The sequence below is a fragment of the Bradyrhizobium sp. P2_E8 genome, assembly GCF_056403875.1.
This window is the reverse complement of the sequence record NZ_JBFUES010000039.1, coordinates 1-16,508: the sequence shown is the minus strand read 5'-3', so window position 1 is coordinate 16,508 and position 16,508 is coordinate 1. Positions and strand designations below refer to the sequence as shown.

Genomic DNA, 16,508 nt, shown 5'->3' with positions numbered 1-16,508 from the left:
GATCGGCCCTTCATCCTCGGCCAGGCGATCATCATCTCGGCGGGGGTCATCAACGTCAACGGCCTCATCCAGAGCGGCACGAGCAGCAATTACTCGGTCGATATCGGCGGCGGGGTGCTGTCCGCCATCAACAGCCTCAAGACCAGCAACAATGGAGCGGACTTCGCTCAGGCCCAGGCCAATGCGCGGAACGGCAGCTATTACGACATCACGGCGAGTGCGACGACGCAGTTCTCCAGCGATATCAAGATCGGCGTGAGGTACAATGCACTCACCGACCAGATCATGGTGAACGGCGTGGTGCAGGGCTCGGGCGGCTACGTCTATCTGAACGGCAAGATCATCTCGACCTCGACCGACGGCACCTCCCAGGGCACGATCGCGGTCAAGGGTGGTGCGGGCACGATCACGGTCAACAACACGACTGGGCTTCAGCTCGTCACCAACACCATCAACACCGGCGTCAGTGCGCCCAGCGTGATCCAGATCGTCGATCAGCTCCAGCAGCAGACGACGTGGTACGTCTACAATCCCTCCGCGTCGGGCGGCCAGCAGGTGTCGACGTATAGGACAGCCGGCGTCAATGCGAGCTCGTACACCGCCGCGATGCTGGCCGGTATGAGCGGAACAGCGGGCATCCAGTACACCGTGAAGCCCAACATGTACTACCAGTGGGTCGATACGGCGACGCTCGATCGTCCGACGACCAGCACGCAGTTCGACTACGGCTGGCACTACACGCCGAACGCGTCCGGAGACAACTGGACCCGCACCGTCAGCCTCGTCGAGAACGTGATGCAGGCCACGGGCGGTGGCGGCAACACCGGCCGATTGCAGACCGCGAACTTCCAGGAAGTGGTCACGGCGACCGGCAGCTATCATAACGGTGGCTACAACACGTCGGCTGGGCTGTGCTGCGGTGCGGATGGTCATTACGACTGGTTCCAGCAGATCTACGATCACCTGACCCTAACGCTGACCAACACGGTCAAGGCCTCGAACCCGATCAACATCCAGTTCAGCGGCGGTGGCGCGAGCACTGTCAATGTCACCTCGAATTCCGGCATCGTCATCAACGGGCCGATCAACAACCTCTCGGGTGACACGACGGTCATCGCCACCGGCGCCAATTCGGCCATCACATCAGGCGCGAACGCCAACAACCCGATGATCTCGGGCAAGAACGTCACGCTGTCGGCGGATGGCGGTATCGGCACGCGCGGCACGAACGGCGTTCCCGTCCAGGTGCAGGTCTATGGCGGCAGCCTGAAGGCCGATACGATCGACCGCGACATCGCGATCGCGGCCACCGGCTCGCTGTCGATCGACCACGTGAAGGTGAATTCGGCAGGCGCCACGCCGCAGGGCAGCGTCTTCCTCTCGGCGACCGGCGACATCAACTCGGCGTCCGCCTACAACGTCGCCAATCCCGTCGTGATCGGCAAGAACATCGAGATCAACTCCACCGCCGGTGCCATCGGCGCGACGAGCGCCGTCGTCAACGGCGCGTCCACCCTGACCAACATCAATCCGCTGGTGATCCAGGCGACGGGGACGATTCAGGCGAGCGGCGCCGTCGATGGCGGCGTGCTCGACAGCGCCTCGGCCACCGGCACCTACATCGTGCAGTCCAAGGGCGATCTCCGCCTCGGCACGATCCAGTCGACCGGTGGTCCGGTCTTCCTGGAAGCCGCCGGCTCCGACGGCAACCAGGCCAGCATCCTCAATGGCCGGGCGGCGGTCGGTCTCACCCAGGCGCAGAGCCAGCATTTGCAGGACGTCTGGGCCAGCCTCGACCTGCTCAGCGGCAACGCCGCCACCAACGCCGTCAACAGCTACCAGTCGATGGTGACGTCGGCCTACAACGACTATTTCCAGCTCAAGAACATCGCGTTCACGAACGGCAGCACCTACAACCCGACCTCGGTGGGGCTGACCGTGCTGCGGGCGCAGGTGGCGGCCAAGCTCGGCATCGATCCCGCCAATGTCACGACGACGCAAATGCAGGTCGAGGCCACGACGCGGTTCCTGAGGGATCAGTTCCTGCTCGGCAAGATCAGCACCGCCGAGCTCAAGAGCTCGCTGACGACATTGCTCGGCACCGCGCCTGCGGATCCGCTGGGGACAGTGTTCGGCAGTTCGCTCTCGACGACCCTGTTCACCAAGCTGTTTGACGGCGTGGCAACGGATCAGCAGTTCCTGCCGACCAACGCCGCGCTCCAGGCCGCCCTGCAACCGGGCCATTTCAGCTCGACCTACACTTATACGCTTGCATCGACCGAGCGGGTCTACAGCATCATCACCGCGGGCTCGCAGTGGACGCAGAGCCAGCTCGCCTACACGGTGTCGTCGTCGGCCGTCGGCGCGGCGCCGCCGCCGATCGACGAGAACGTCGTGGCCAATGTCAGCGCCAACCAGATCATGCTGTATGCGCCGCGCGGCTCGGTCGGCAATTCGGCCGCGCCCCAGACGTTCACCTTCACCAGCGTCGATTCCTCGTCGCTGACGCCGGAGCAGAGGGGATTGCTCGCCACCGCCGGCCCCGGCCAGCTCACCGTCGGCGCGGTCACGGACCCGACGACCCATGTGACGACCTATACGGTCAGCCTGTCGCAGCAGAACCTCGTCGTCGTCGACAACCCGATCGCGATCTCGGCCAAGGCGCTGACGAATATCTATCTCGGCAGCAAGAACAGCCTCGCGCTCGGCGGCGTCACCGCGAATTACGGTCCGATCGCGGCCGCGCAGGCCAACGGCATCCAGGTGACCGGCCGCGGCGACGTCAAGCTCGACGCCGTGACCAGCATCTTCGCCAATGTGAGCGGGCCGGTCATATCAGGTGATATCGGCAACCTGACCCTGATCGCGGAGCGCGGCAATGTCGGTGCCCCCGGGGCCGCCGGAAGCAATCCCGCGACCAACACGAACGCGCTTCAGATCGCGTTCGCCGACCCGAGCAACGACCAGCTCGACCAGGTCTCGTCGGCGCAAGGCATCTATGTGAAGCAGACCACCGGCGATCTCATCCTCGGCAACATCTCGGCCGGCAATGCAATCCAGCTCGCTGCGGCCGGCAGCATCTACGCCGAAGCCGACTTCACGGATCGTACGGCGATCCACATCCTTGGCACCGACCTCGATCTGCGCGCCGGCGGCAACATCGGCTTCAACGGTTCGACCTTCCAGCCGCTGCAGGTGAACATCTCGGGCGCCGTGACCGGCTCGGCGGTCGGCGACCTCAGCATCCTCGCGGTCGCCGGCGATCTCGCCGTCGGCACGAGCGGCGCCTATGGGGCGCTGACGGCCGGCCGCGCCCTGACGCTGAACGTGCCGCGCGGCGCGCTCACCATCAATACCAGCATCACCAGCGCTGGCCTGATGCAACTGCTCGCCAACCGCGGCATGACCTTCGCGGCCGGCACCAGCGCGGCGCCGGTGGTTGCGACCAGCAGCTCGGGCGGTGTGACGCTGGTCGCCGCGACGCTGTCGATGGGCGCCTATTCGGCCATCAATGCGGCTGGCCTGATCTCGGTGACCACCACGGGCGATGCGACCATCGGCCAGCTGAATTCGTTGCAATCTTACGCGGCGGCCTCGAACGCGCCCTCGATCATCGTCACCGCCGGCGGCGTCGCTTCACTCGGGGCGATCATCGACAATGGTGACGGCCAGACCAAGTTCGTCGCGTCCGGCTCCGGCGCCGAGGTTTCGCTGAACGCATCGAGCGGCATCGGCAACACGACGAGCCGGCTCACCCTCAGCGCCGCCCGTCTGTCGGCGAGCGCGAGCGCCGGCGATATCCACCTGAAGACCCTGACCGACGCCGAGGCGAGCCTGCTGTCCGCGGTGAAGGGCAGCGTGGACATCCTCGGGACAGGCGGCCTGACGCTCGACCAGGTGTTGGCGGGYACTGCGACCGGTGCGAGCGGGTCTTTCCGCGCCGTCACGAACAACGGCAGCATCGTCATCGGCACCGCCGACAGCAGCGGCTCGCAGACGGTCCACGCCAGCCAGAACGTGACGTTCAAGTCGCTCGCGACCACCGGCAATAGCGGCGACGCCGGCAACATCAATGTCACGGCCGACAACGGCTTCATCCTGGCCCAGACTGTGACATCAGGCGGCGTGACCACTCTGGGCTCGGTCTCCGCCCACGGCTCGGCGACGCTGCTTGCCGCCACGACCGTCACCGGCAACACGCTCGCGGCGACGACCGGCTCGGCCCTGCTGACCGCCGGCGGCGGCCCGATCAACTGGAACGTCCTCAACGTCGGAACGACGCTGGGCGCGACGGCGAGCCAGGGCAGCATCACGTTCCAGACCGCGCAGAGCGGCGGCACGCAGACCATCCACGCCCGCGACAACGTGACGTTCAACGCGCTGACGGCGACCGGCATCAACGGCGATGCCGGCAGCATCAACGTCAACGCCGACAACGGCTTCATCCTGGCGCAGACGGTGATGGCCGGCGGCGTGCCGACGCTGGGCTCGGTCTCGGCCAACGGCTCGGCCCGGCTGATCGCGRCGGGCACCAACACCGGTCATAACCTCACGGCCTCGACCGGCAACGCGGTCTTGAGCGGCACGGTCGTTCATTGGGATAATCTCAACGCGGGCGGCAGGCTCGATGTCACCGCGACGGCCGGAGGGATCACCGTTGGCACCGCCATCAGCGGCGGCACGCAGTCCCTGCATGCCGTGAACGACATCGTCTTCAGCCAGCTCACCACGACGGGTATCCCGGGCGATGCCGGCGACCTCAACGTCAAGTCCGACACGGGCTCGCTCCGCGGCGGATCAATCTCGGCGCACGGCGATACGCATTTCGAGGTGGCCGGATCAGTCTCGCTCGACCGGATCAGCGGCGACACCGTCAGGATGACCTCGTCGGGTGACCTGACGATCGGCTGGGTCAGCGTCGTGAGGGAGCTCGACCTGGCGGCAGACACGATCAACGTCAAGGGCGAGCAGATACGCTCGAATCCGCCGATCCCGCTGATCCTGAACGTCACCGGCTACAACGGCGGCGTCGCGAAGTCCGCCAACATCTCGATCGACCCGGACAGCATCATCGTCAACCAGTTCAGGGTGGTGGACGCCAATTTCTGGACGGACGCGCACGCCGTCGCGATCCTGAACGGCTACGTGCCGGGCCAGCTGCTGCTCACCACGGCCACCCAGCAGGTGTTGCTCAACAACCGTACGCCGGCGCCGTCCAACTGGCCGACGCTCCAGCTCTACCAGCCGGGCGGCGTGTTCACGATGAGCCAGGTCGGCAACGCCAATGTCAGCAATGCCTATGTGGTGTTCTACACCGGCGACGTCTCGGCCACCGTCACCAACTACGGGCCGACCCACATCTGCTGCAACAACTTCACCGGCGCCAGCATGGCGCGCAACATCTCGGTCGACGGCGAGGGCAGCGAGAGCATCGAGACCTGGATGGCGAAGAAGGACGGCGGGACGTTCTACCTGCTCGGCCTCTCCGGCCAGGCGCGTCTCGATGCGCTGCTGACGCCGCGGCCGGTCGAGACCATCGGCTCCGGTCCCGCCGTGAATATCGAGGGATTGAGCGACATGCGCAAGCTCCGCCGTCAGGGGCAGCGGGCGGGGCGCGCCGGCTGGAAGGATGCGGCGGTTGAGACGGCGAAGCCGGCGGTTAGCCGTCTCGCGGAGGCGTGGTAGCGGGATGCGGGTTCTGGGGGCAGCAATTGGGCTCGGGCTTGCAGCGTCCTGCATCGCGTCCGCGCGCGCGCAGGTGCCCTCGATCAATCCCGGCGTGATCCAGAACGACGTCGACCGTCAGCGGCGGCAGCTCGAGCAGCAGAGCGCGCCGCCAAAGCTCAACGGGCCGGCGGTGATCGGCGGCGAGCGGGAAAAGTCCCAACTCCTGAAGCCGGGCGGGCCGAAATTCCACCTGCGCAAGGTCGAGTTCGACTCCTCCAAATTCATCACGCCGGCGGAGCTGGATGAGATCGCCAAGAAGTATGTCGGCAAGAATGTCGACATCGCCTCGCTGTTGCAGCTCGTCGCCGACATCAACGCCATCTACACCGCGCGCGGCATCGTCACGGGCATTGCGACGCTGCCGGATCAAGATGCCAAGGGCGGGGTGGTCAAGATCAAGCTGACCGAAGGCCGGCTCCAGAAGACGACCGTCGAGGGCAACAAGCAGACCAGCACGGACTATATCCTCCAGCGCGTCAAGGAGCCGGAAGGCGAGGTCCTCGACGTTCCGAAACTCAATCGCGACGTGATCTGGTTCAACCGCACCAACGATGTGCAGATCAAGGCGCTGCTCCAGCCCGGCACGAGCTTCGGCCTGACCGACCTCCAGTTCGCGGTCATCGAGCCGCCGGTCGACACCTGGCAGCTCTTCGTCGACAACCAGGGCGTGGAGAACACCGGGCGTTGGGAAGGCGGCACGTTCTACAAGCGCCACGGCCTGTTCGGCGTCGACGACCGCCTGACCTTCTACGGCGTCCGCTCCGACGGCAATCTCAACGGCAACGCCGCCTACAGCATTCCGGTCAATCCCTGGGGCGGCCGCGTCGGCGTCAGCTACACCGAAGGCAAGATCAAGATCATCCAGGGACCGTTCGTCGCGCTCGACGTCACCGGACGCTCCAGCCAGGCCGCCGTCAATTTCAGCCAGCCGGTCTGGGTGACGCAGGACTGGCTGGTGCTGCTCAACGGCGCGGTGACCGAGGGCAAGACGGTGAGCCGCTTTACCACGGTCGCCGTCACCGACGATCACTACGACAAGGCCACGGCCGGCGTCTCGGTGACCAATTCCGGCAATAGCTATTCGATCACGGTCTCGCCGGCGGTGAACTACATCGAATGGCAGGACCACGTGCTCGGCAACAACCGCACGTTCAACACCTATACCGGCTCGCTGATCGCGACCAGCGCGGCGGGGCCGGCGAATTTCAGCGCCAACGTGCTTGCGAGCTGGCAGTACACGCAGGAGAAGCTGCTGCCGGGCGACCAGATATTCTCGATCGGCGGCCCGACCACCGTGCGCGGCTATCCCTCCAACTCGGCGTCCGGCGACAGCGGCTATTATTTCAACGCCGAGCTGCACTACAACTGGTCGCAATGGCTCAAGGGCTTCGACACCTACATCTTCACCGACTGGGGTGCGGTGTATTCGACATTCCCCGGCGTCACCGAACTCGGCTCGGTCGGCGTCGGTTTCTCCTGGACCTACGCGCCGTTCATGACGTTCGAGGCAAATTACGCGACGCCGTTGAAGATGGCCGTCTCGACCCAGAACCATTATGAGGCCTATGGCCGCGTCATTTTCCGGCYGTTGTTGATGTTCCAGAAGCAGGAAAGCGCCGCGCCTGTGGCGGCGGTTGCCGGCAAGAGCAAGTCGTAGCGGGAGGTTGCGCCGCTTCTCTCCGTCGTCATTGCGAGGAGCTCTTGCGACGAAGCAATCCAGAATCCGTCCGCAGAGAGATTCTGGATTGCTTCGCTGCGCTCGCAATGACGGAGGAGGGCGCGTTTGTCAGCGCCGCAGCGTGAACTCCTCCGCCCCCCGCCGGTGCTCCCACTTCGCCTGCTCCAGCTCGGGCTGGTCGCATTCGGTCTCGGGATAACCGATGCAGAGATAGGCGATGAATTTCCAGGTATCAGGCACGTCGAGAATGGTGTGGATGCGATCCGGATGCAGGATCGACACCCAGCCGAGGCCGATGCCCTCGGCGCGCGCGGCGAGCCACATCGCGGTGATCGCGGCAACCACGGAATATTCCGTCGTCTCCGGCATCGTCGCGCGGCCAAGGCCGTGCCCGATGTCGCTCGCCTTGTCCGCGAAGACGGCGAGGTGGCCGGGGGCCTGTTCGAGGCCGGACAGTTTCAGCGCTGCATAGCGCGCGGCGCGCTCGCCGGAGTAGCAATCGAGCGCATCGGCGTTGCACGCCCTGAAGTCGTCGATCACGGCGCGGCGGCGTGCGGCGTCATCGACGGTGACGAAGCGCCAGGGCTGACTCAGGCCGACGGAGGGCGAGAGGCAGGCGGTTTCGATCAGGCGTTCCACCGCGCCGTCCGGCAGCTGATCGCCGCGAAAGCGGCGCACGTCACGGCGCCACACGAACAGCTCGCGCAGATGTCGGCGGAAGGTGTCGTCGAACTCGACCATGGGGTCAGTGTCCCATCTGGAAGGCCGCAGCAACGAGCAGGATCACGATCTCGCCGGTCTGCTCGAAGGCGCCGAGGATGTCGCCGGTCTGCCCGCCGATCTGGCGGATGGCAAGCCGTGCCAGGATCCAGCCGGCAAGCGACAGCAGGATCAGGCCGACGAGGGCCTTGCCCGGTCCAAGTGCGAGGGTCAGAGCGAGAGTTCCAACAGCAAAGGCGATGGCGACGCTGCGGCCCGGCGGCGATCCGGCACTTGCCGACAGACCGTCAGGCCGCGCCGGCGGTACCAGCGACATGAAGGCCGGCACGCCTGCGCGGGCTGCGCAATGCGCAGCGCACAGCGCCAGCGTCACCAGCCACGGATTGGCGATCGCCGCGAGCGCGCTCCAGCGCAGGCCGAACGACAGGATCAGCGCGCAGACGCCATAGGTCCCGATCCGGCTGTCGCGCATGATCTCGAGCTTGCGCTCGCGCGTCCGGCCGCCGCCGAGCCCGTCGGCGGTATCGGCAAGGCCGTCCTCGTGCAGCGCGCCGGTGATGAGGGCGGTCGTGGCCAGTGCGAGCAGGGCGGCAAGGTTCGGCGTCAGTCCGAGCCGGCTGGAGATCTTGTAGACCAAGGCGCCTGCAAGTCCGACCAGCAGGCCGGCGACCGGCAGCGCCCAGGTCGCGCGCGCGATGGCGCCGTCGGCCGCGGGCTTGGACGATCCGACGGGCAGGAGCGTGACGAACGACGCCGCGATCCTGAGATCGGCGATGACATCCCGGATCGTCTCGGCGCCCGGCATCATTTCAGCTTCATCGGCAGCCCGGCGACCACGAACTCGACTTCGTCGGCAACGCCGGCGAACGTCTGGTTCATGATTCCGGCAGCATCGCGATAGGCGCGCGCCAGCGCGTTGTCGGGCACGATACCGAGGCCGACCTCATTGGTGACCATGATGACGGGACTGCGCAAGCGAGGGAGAACCTCGGCGAGGTGCGTCACCTCGCGCGACCAGTCGCGCTCGGAATGCAGCAGGTTGGACAGCCAGAGCGTCATGCAATCGACCAGTCTCGCGCCGCCGCCCTCGGTTTCGACCAGCGCCTGCACCAGGTCGAGCGGCACCTCGCGCTCGATCCAGTCGGCTCCGCGTCGCGCGCGGTGCTTTGCGATGCGATCCTCCATTTCGGCGTCGAGCGCCTCGGCTGTGGCAATGTAGACAGGCCGCCCGGGAAAGGCCTGCGTGCGTGTCTCCGCACGCCGGCTCTTGCCCGATCGCGCTCCGCCCGTGATCAAGATGACGGCCATAAAAGTCTCCTGTCGGCCAGCACTAATCACCAAACTGGGCCAAAGACAAAGCCGAAATCAGGCGGGCAGGGGCTTGCGCTCGGCCGGAGCATTGCGCAACAGGGGCGGAGCGAGACGGGAGATTTGCGTGGGCTTTGCGGGTGCGATGGCGGTGGCAATGGCGGTGGATGCCCTGTTGGGCTGGCCGGCCCCGCTGTTCGCGCGGGTCGGCCATCCCGTGACCTGGCTTGGCCGGCTGATTACGACGGTCGACATCGCCTGGAATCGGCCGTCAGATCCGCCGGCGTTGCGCCGCGCCGCGGGCGTTGCCGGCGCGCTCGTGGTGATTGCAGTCTCTGCCGCTCTCGGCTGGGTCCTTCAGTCCGTGCTCGCGCTGGGCTGGATCCAATTCGTGCTGGTGGGCATCCTGGCGTGGCCGCTGGTCGCGCTACGCTCGCTCGATGATCACGTGGCCGCCGTCGCAAGCCCCTTSCAGGCTGGCGACATCGCCGGCGCACGCGAGGCAGTCTCGCGCATCGTCGGCCGCGATCCCGCGACGCTCGATGAAGCCGGCATCGCGCGCGCGGCGATCGAGAGTCTTGCGGAAAACGCCTCCGACGGCATCGTGGCGCCGGTGTTCTGGGGCGCGCTGTTCGGCCTGCCCGGCATCTTCGGCTACAAGGCCATCAACACGCTGGACTCCATGATCGGCCATCGCAGCGAGCGACACGAAGCCTTTGGCTGGGCGGCGGCGCGGATCGACGATGTCGCCAACTTCATTCCGGCGCGCCTGACCGGGTTTCTGTTCGTGCTGCTGGCGCCGCGCCGGGCGGAGGCATTGTCGTGCATGACGCGCGATGCGCGCCGGCATCGCTCGCCCAATGCCGGCTGGCCGGAAGCTGCGATGGCCGGCGCGCTCGGCGTGCGGCTCAGCGGTCCCCGGATCTACCACGGCAGCATCACCAACGAGCCCTGGCTCAACGAAGGCGCGCGCGATCCGCTCGCCGCCGATATCGCGCAAGGGTTGACCGTCTACCGCCGCGCCATGCTGCTGCTCGCAGGCCTCCTTGCGATCCTCAGCTTCGCGTGAAAGAACAGGACATGCGCGAGCACGGTGGAAATCTCGATCTGGCCCAGCAGCGTTTCGGCGGGCGCGCCGAGGACTGGATCGATCTCTCGACGGGGATCAACCGGCTGCCTTATCCGGCGGGCGAGGTGAGCATGCGCGCGTGGAGCGCGCTGCCGTCGCGGGCGGAGATCGATGCCTTGCATCAGGCGGCGCAGCACGCCTACCGCACCAGCGCGGCGCTCGTTGCGATGGGCGGCGCGCAAGCCGCCATTCAATTGCTGCCGCAACTTGGGCCGCGCGGCCACGCCCGCATCCTTGCGCCGACCTACAACGAATATTCCGGGGTCCTGGCGGCTGCGGGCTGGGACGTCCAGGAGGTCGCGGATCTTGACGCGCTGGCAGACGCGGACCTCGCCATCGTCGTCAATCCCAACAACCCCGATGGCCGGTGCCATACGCCGAAGGACTTGCTGGCACTGCTCCCGCGCGTCGGCCGTCTCGTCATCGACGAGAGCTTTGCCGATGCCGTTCCGCAGCTGTCGCTTGCGCCGGAAGCGGATCGAACGGGGCTGCTGATCCTGCGGTCCTTCGGGAAGTTTTATGGTCTGGCCGGCCTGCGGCTCGGGTTTGCGATCGGTGGCGCGGGCGTCATCGCAGGGATCGCCGCGATGTCGGGGCCATGGCCGGTCTCGGGGGCCGCGATCGCGATCGGCTGCCGCGCATTGCGCGACGATGCCTGGGCGAAATCCACCTCGGCGCGGCTTGTGCGCGACTGTGCCCGTCTCGACGACATGGCGCACGTAAAAGGCTGGACGCTCGTCGGCGGCACGCCGCTGTTTCGTCTTTACGAAACGCCTGATGCGCTGGTCGCGCAGGAGAAGATGGCGCGTGGCCAGATCTGGTCGCGCGTCTTCGGGCAAAAGCCGACATGGCTGCGGCTCGGGCTTCCCGGCAGCGAAGCCGAATGGACGCGCCTTGCTGAGGTCCTAGCGCGCTAGCGAAAGCAGGCCTTCGACGTCGAGATGCTTTTCGATGTGGTCGGCGAGCGCATCGAGCGCGCTCTCGACCCTGGCATGATAAGGCTCGTCGCCTGCGGGAATGTCGAGCTTGGCCAAATACGCCCTGCGGAAATCATCCGACGTGAACAGGCCGTGCAAATAGCTGCCCTGCACGCGGCTGTCGCTGGAGATCGCGCCTTCCGGCTCGCCATTCAATGTCGCGAACGGCCGCGCGCGATCCGGCCCGTCGGTGCGGCCGATGTGGATTTCGTAGGCCTCGATCGGCCGGTCCGTGGCGGCGTGCACGGCCGCAACACGCGTCAGCGTCTTCTGCGGGCTCATCACCGTCTCGACATCCAGAAGTCCGAGRCCCGGCGTGTCGCCGGCAGGGCCTTCGATGCCATCGGGGTCGGCGACACTGCGCCCGAGCATCTGATAGCCGCCGCAGAGGCCGAGGATGTGGCCGCCGCGGCGATAATGCGCCAGGAGATCAATGTCCCAGCCCTGCGCGCGCAGGAAGGCGAGGTCGCCGCGGGTCGATTTGGAGCCGGGGATGATGACGAGCCTCACGTCGCCGGGGATCGCTTCACCCGGACGGACCATCACGAGATCGACGCCGGGTTCGAGCTTGAGCGGATCGAGATCGTCGAAATTGGCGATCCGTGACAGCGCGAGACAGGCGATCTTGCATTGGCCCGGCTTTCGCGCGTCGCTGAGGCCCAGCGCGTCCTCGGCCGGCAGCTCGCCGGCGCGCGCAAACCAGGGCAGCACACCAAGGCCGCGCCAGGACGTCTTCTGCTCGATCAGCTTGTAGCCGTCGTCGAACAGCGTGGGATCGCCACGGAACTTGTTGATGACAAAACCCCGGATCATCGCGGCATCGTCGGGGTCGATCACCGTCTTGATGCCGACGAGCTGGGCGATGACGCCGCCCCGGTCGATATCGCCGATCAGCACAACCGGCACATCGGCCTTTCGGGCAAAGCCCATATTGGCGATGTCGGCCTTGCGCAGGTTCACTTCGGCGGGACTGCCGGCGCCTTCGACCAGCACGAGATCGGCCCGCGCCTTCAGCCGCTCGAAGCTCTCCAGCACGGAGCCCATCAGCTGTGGCTTCATCGCCGCATAGTCACGCGCACGCGCAGTTGCGATGCGCTTGCCATGCACGATGACTTGCGCTCCGACATCGGTCTCCGGCTTCAGGAGCACCGGGTTCATGTCGGTGTGTGGCTCGACGCCGGCGGCGAGGGCTTGCAGTGCTTGAGCGCGGCCGATCTCGCCACCATCGACGGTCACGGCCGCATTGTTCGACATGTTCTGCGGCTTGAAGGGAAGCACGCGCAGGCCGCGCCGCGTGAAGGCGCGCGCAAGACCGGCGACGATGAGCGACTTGCCCACGTCCGAGCCGGCCCCCTGGATCATCAATGCGCGCGCCATCGCGTGTGTCTTCAGAACTCGACGCCGGCCTGCGCCTTGATGCCGGAGCGGAACGGATGTTTCACCAGCGTCATCTCGGTGGCGAGGTCGGCGATCTCGATCAGCTCGTCCTTGGCGTTACGCCCGGTGAGCACGACATGCGTCATCTCAGGCTTTTGCGTGCTGAGGAATTCGACGACCTCAGCGATATCGAGGTAGTCGTAGCGCAGCGCGATGTTGATCTCGTCGAGCACGACCATGCGCAGGCTGGGATCGAGGATCAGCTCCTTCGCCTTCTCCCAGCCGGCGCGTGCGGCGGCGATGTCGCGGGCGCGGTMCTGCGTCTCCCAGGTGAAACCTTCGCCCATCGCGTGGAACTGGCAGAGATCGCCGAAATGACCCGTGAGCAGGCGGCGCTCGCCGGTGTCCCAGGCGCCCTTGATGAACTGCACCACCGCGCAGGGGAAGCCGTGGGCGACGCAGCGCACGATCATGCCGAAGGCCGAGGACGACTTGCCCTTGCCGGCGCCGGTATGGACGATGATGAGGCCCTTTTCGCCGCTCTTGGTCGCCATGATCTTGTCGCGGGCGGCCTTCTTCTTCGCCATTTTCGCGGCGTGGCGGGCGTCGGTTTCCTCGCTCGTTTGGGTATCCGGTTCAGGCGTCATCGTACCTGGTCCTTCGGCTTGACAAGAGGCGGCCGGGGGCAAATGGTGGCCCGGCGTTGGTTCCTGTCCTATGACAGGCGAAGAGGGAATGCGATAGGGTCCGAATCGGCAAGATTTGGGTCCAAAATGCAGCCGCCCCCGCGACCGTGACCGGAGAGATGCCCGAGGCCACTGACCCCTAACGGGATCGGGAAGGCGGGGATCGAAGGGTAAAACCCTGCTCCGCAAGCCGGGAGACCTGCCAGCGCGGACGATTTTTGGACCGGCGGACGGGGTGTTCCGCGACGGGGAAACGGACCCTCGCAAGACCGGTTCGTGGGCCTCTTCGCCTCCCGCTGTTTATTCTGGAAGAGGCGATGACCGTCACACTTCACGTCTGCATTACCTGCCGCGCCGGCGAGACACTTGGCGAGGGCGAAGTCACTCCGGGCAAGCGCCTTCACGGTGCGATCCTGGAGGCCGGCGTGCCCGATGGCGTCAATGTGGTTCCCGTCGAATGCCTGTCGGCCTGTAACCAGGGTTGCTCGGTCGCGCTGAGCGCGCCCGGCCGCTGGTCCTATGTCTATGGCCGCCTGTCGGATGCCAACGCGCGCGACGTGATCGCGGGCGCCGCCGCCTATGCGGCCGCGCCCGACGGCCTCGTGCCCTGGCGCAGCCGCCCCGAGATCTTCCGCAAGCAATCGCTTGCCCGCATTCCCCCCATTGCCGTCGTGCCGGAGGCCGCCGAATGAATTCGCTCGCAAAAGTCCCTGTCACGGTGGTGACCGGCTTTCTCGGCTCCGGCAAGACGACGCTGATCCAGCATCTTCTCGCAAATCCCAACGGCAAGAGGCTCGCGGTGCTCGTCAACGAGTTCGGCAGCGAGGGCGTCGACGGCCAGATCCTGAAGTCCTGCGCCGATGCCAATTGTCCGGAGGAAAACATCGTCGAGCTCGCCAATGGCTGCATCTGCTGCACCGTTGCCGACGATTTCATCCCGACCATGGAACTGTTGCTGGCGCGGCCCGTAAGGCCCGATCACATCCTGATCGAGACCTCGGGCCTCGCGCTGCCCAAGCCTTTGCTCAAGGCGTTCGACTGGCCGGAGATCCGCTCGCGCATCACCGTGGACGGCGTGATCGCGCTCGCCGATGCCGAGGCCGTCGCCGCCGGACGCTTTGCGCCGGATCCGGCCGCGGTGGAAGCGCAGCGTGCGGCGGACGAAAATCTCGATCACGAGACGCCGCTGTCGGAAGTGTTCGAGGACCAGATCGCCYGCGCCGACATCGTGCTGCTCACCAAGGCCGATCTCGCAGGTGCTGCGGGGATCGAAGCGGCCAAGGCTGCCATCACCGCCGAGATGCCGCGCCGCGTGCCGATGCTCCCCATCACTGATGGAGCGATCGACGCCCGCGTCATCCTCGGCCTCGGTGCTGCCGCCGAGAATGATCTCGCCGCGCGCCCGTCGCATCACGACGGCGAAGAGGAGCATGAGCACGACGACTTTGCCTCAGTGGTAATCGACCTTCCTGAGGTCACGGATATCGACACACTGGTCGCCTCGGTTCAGCGCCTGTCGCGCGAGCAGAACGTGCTGCGCGTCAAGGGCTACATCGCGGTCGCGGGCAAGCCGATGCGCCTGCTGCTCCAGGCGGTCGGTGAGCGCGTGCGTCACCAGTTCGACAAGCCCTGGGGCGCGGTCGCGCGCCAGTCAAGGCTCGTCGTGATCGGCGAGCACGGCGATATCGACGAGGCCGCGATAAGAGCGGGACTTGGTCTTTCAGGATCTGGCATCTGATGCACGTCGTCTTCCGCGAGAGCCGCGGTCTGGAAGAGACCGCGACGCCAAGGGACATCGGCCAGGACCCGGCCGATCTCGTGGTGCTCTCGTACTCGGATTCCGATCTGGCCGCGTTCGCGGCCGGCTGGCGGCGCGGCCGCGACAGCCTGCCGTCGCTGCGGCTCGCCAATCTCGCCGAACTGCGTCATCCGCTTTCTATCGACACCTACATCGAGCGCACGCTGGCCCAGGCTCGCGGCATTCTGGTCCGCCTGATCGGCGGCGAGTCCTATTGGCTCTACGGACTCGCGGCTCTCCAGCAACTTGCGAAGGCGCGCGGCATCGTGCTCGCGGTGCTGCCGGCCGATGGCCGCGACGACACACGGCTCGATGCATACTCAACCCTGCCGGTCTCGACGCTGCGCCGCTTGAAGGTGCTCTGCGACACCGGTGGTCCGGTCGCGGCGCAAGCGGCGATCGCGCAGCTTGCACTGGCCTCGGGCCTCTACGCCGGTCCGGTCGTCGGCGAGACGACCGTGCCCGAGATGGGCTTTTACGATCCCGCGCGCGGCGTCATCGCGGCGATACCGGACGGCGAGGGCAGGCCGCGCGCGCTGGTGACGTTTTATCGCTCGTACCTCACCGCCGCGGACACCGGCCCGGTCGACGCGCTGATTGCCACGCTGCGCGAGAAGGGGTTTGACGCGTATGGCCTTTTCGTCACCTCGCTGAAGGCCGCGGGCGTTGCGGACTGGCTGCGGGCGCTCCTTGCGCAAGATCCTCCGGCCGCGATCGTCAATGCGACGGCGTTCTCCGCGGTCGGCGATGACGGCACGACACCGTTCGATGCTGCATCGTGTCCCGTGTTCCAGGTCGCGCTCTCCACGGCGCGGCGCGAGGAGTGGGCGGAATCGCTGCGCGGCCTGTCGCCCGGCGACCTTGCGATGCATGTGGTGCTGCCCGAGGTCGACGGTCGCCTGTTCGCGGGCGTGGTGAGTTTCAAGTCGGCAGCGGAGCGTGATGCTGATTTGCAGTTTTCGCATCTTGCGCATCGCGCTGACGAGCCATGCGTGAAGGCCGTTGCCGCACGTGTCGCAGCCTGGCGGAAGCTCGCGGTGAAGCCGGCCGGCGAGAAGCGGCTGGCGATCGTGCTCTCGAACTATCCGGGCCGTCCGCACCAGATCGC

12 protein-coding genes and 1 riboswitch are annotated in these 16,508 nt (G+C 66.5%); of the genes, 7 read left to right on the top strand and 5 right to left on the bottom strand.

All coding sequences use genetic code 11. From position 1 onward, the window contains the following. Together AC1D00_RS03965 and AC1D00_RS03960 are read left to right on the top strand one after the other, a co-directional pair. Positions 1 to 5,685, top strand: a 5,685-nt coding sequence (locus AC1D00_RS03965) for a beta strand repeat-containing protein (RefSeq protein ID WP_477009747.1), incomplete at its 5' end; no start/stop codon positions are given. A 4-nt stretch (positions 5,686 to 5,689) separates the two neighbouring features. After that, complete coding sequence (locus AC1D00_RS03960) at positions 5,690 to 7,384, top strand: ShlB/FhaC/HecB family hemolysin secretion/activation protein (RefSeq protein ID WP_477009746.1); 1,695 nt, start codon at positions 5,690 to 5,692, stop codon at positions 7,382 to 7,384. Between the two features lie 129 nt (positions 7,385 to 7,513). Here the strand turns inward: AC1D00_RS03960 and bluB are convergent, their stop codons facing one another. The 3 genes from bluB to cobU are packed head-to-tail and all read right to left on the bottom strand — an operon-like array spanning position 7,514 to position 9,433. Beyond that, on the bottom strand, positions 7,514 to 8,146 hold the full coding sequence (bluB, locus tag AC1D00_RS03955) for a 5,6-dimethylbenzimidazole synthase (RefSeq protein ID WP_477009745.1): 633 nt from the start codon (positions 8,144 to 8,146) through the stop codon (positions 7,514 to 7,516). 4 nt (positions 8,147 to 8,150) lie between these two features. Continuing rightward, complete coding sequence (gene cobS / locus AC1D00_RS03950) at positions 8,151 to 8,933, bottom strand: adenosylcobinamide-GDP ribazoletransferase (protein ID WP_404554519.1); 783 nt, start codon at positions 8,931 to 8,933, stop codon at positions 8,151 to 8,153. After that, positions 8,930 to 9,433, bottom strand: coding sequence for a bifunctional adenosylcobinamide kinase/adenosylcobinamide-phosphate guanylyltransferase (gene cobU, locus AC1D00_RS03945; protein WP_167770454.1), 504 nt, complete (start codon positions 9,431 to 9,433; stop codon positions 8,930 to 8,932). The genes cobS and cobU overlap by 4 nt, the downstream gene beginning before the upstream one ends. 127 nt (positions 9,434 to 9,560) lie before the next feature. Between cobU and cbiB the strand changes: the two genes are divergently transcribed. Continuing rightward, the gene (gene cbiB / locus AC1D00_RS03940) at positions 9,561 to 10,502 is read left to right on the top strand and encodes an adenosylcobinamide-phosphate synthase CbiB (RefSeq protein ID WP_477009744.1); all 942 of its coding nucleotides are present in this window, start codon (positions 9,561 to 9,563) and stop codon (positions 10,500 to 10,502) included. An 11-nt stretch (positions 10,503 to 10,513) separates the two neighbouring features. Beyond that, positions 10,514 to 11,479, top strand: a complete 966-nt coding sequence (gene cobD, locus AC1D00_RS03935) for a threonine-phosphate decarboxylase CobD (protein WP_477009743.1) — start codon at positions 10,514 to 10,516, stop codon at positions 11,477 to 11,479. Here cobD and AC1D00_RS03930 read toward each other — a convergent pair. Both AC1D00_RS03930 and cobO read right to left on the bottom strand, forming a co-directional pair. Beyond that, positions 11,468 to 12,916: a cobyric acid synthase gene (locus AC1D00_RS03930; protein WP_477009742.1), complete on the bottom strand. Its 1,449-nt coding sequence runs from the start codon at positions 12,914 to 12,916 to the stop codon at positions 11,468 to 11,470. The genes cobD and AC1D00_RS03930 overlap by 12 nt on opposite strands. Before the next feature lie 11 nt (positions 12,917 to 12,927). Beyond that, complete coding sequence (gene cobO / locus AC1D00_RS03925; RefSeq protein WP_477009741.1) at positions 12,928 to 13,563, bottom strand: cob(I)yrinic acid a,c-diamide adenosyltransferase; 636 nt, start codon at positions 13,561 to 13,563, stop codon at positions 12,928 to 12,930. 40 nt (positions 13,564 to 13,603) lie between these two features. Continuing rightward, positions 13,604 to 13,823: riboswitch (cobalamin riboswitch) on the top strand. A 96-nt stretch (positions 13,824 to 13,919) separates the two neighbouring features. Between cobO and AC1D00_RS03920 the strand changes: the two genes are divergently transcribed. The 3 genes from AC1D00_RS03920 to AC1D00_RS03910 all read left to right on the top strand — a co-directional run. After that, positions 13,920 to 14,294, top strand: coding sequence for a DUF1636 family protein (locus AC1D00_RS03920; RefSeq protein ID WP_404554525.1), 375 nt, complete (start codon positions 13,920 to 13,922; stop codon positions 14,292 to 14,294). Continuing rightward, positions 14,291 to 15,340, top strand: a complete 1,050-nt coding sequence (gene cobW, locus AC1D00_RS03915) for a cobalamin biosynthesis protein CobW (RefSeq protein ID WP_477009740.1) — start codon at positions 14,291 to 14,293, stop codon at positions 15,338 to 15,340. The genes AC1D00_RS03920 and cobW overlap by 4 nt, the downstream gene beginning before the upstream one ends. Next, a partial coding sequence (locus tag AC1D00_RS03910; protein WP_477009739.1) for a cobaltochelatase subunit CobN occupies positions 15,340 to 16,508 on the top strand: 1,169 nt, incomplete at its 3' end. The genes cobW and AC1D00_RS03910, both read left to right, overlap by 1 nt.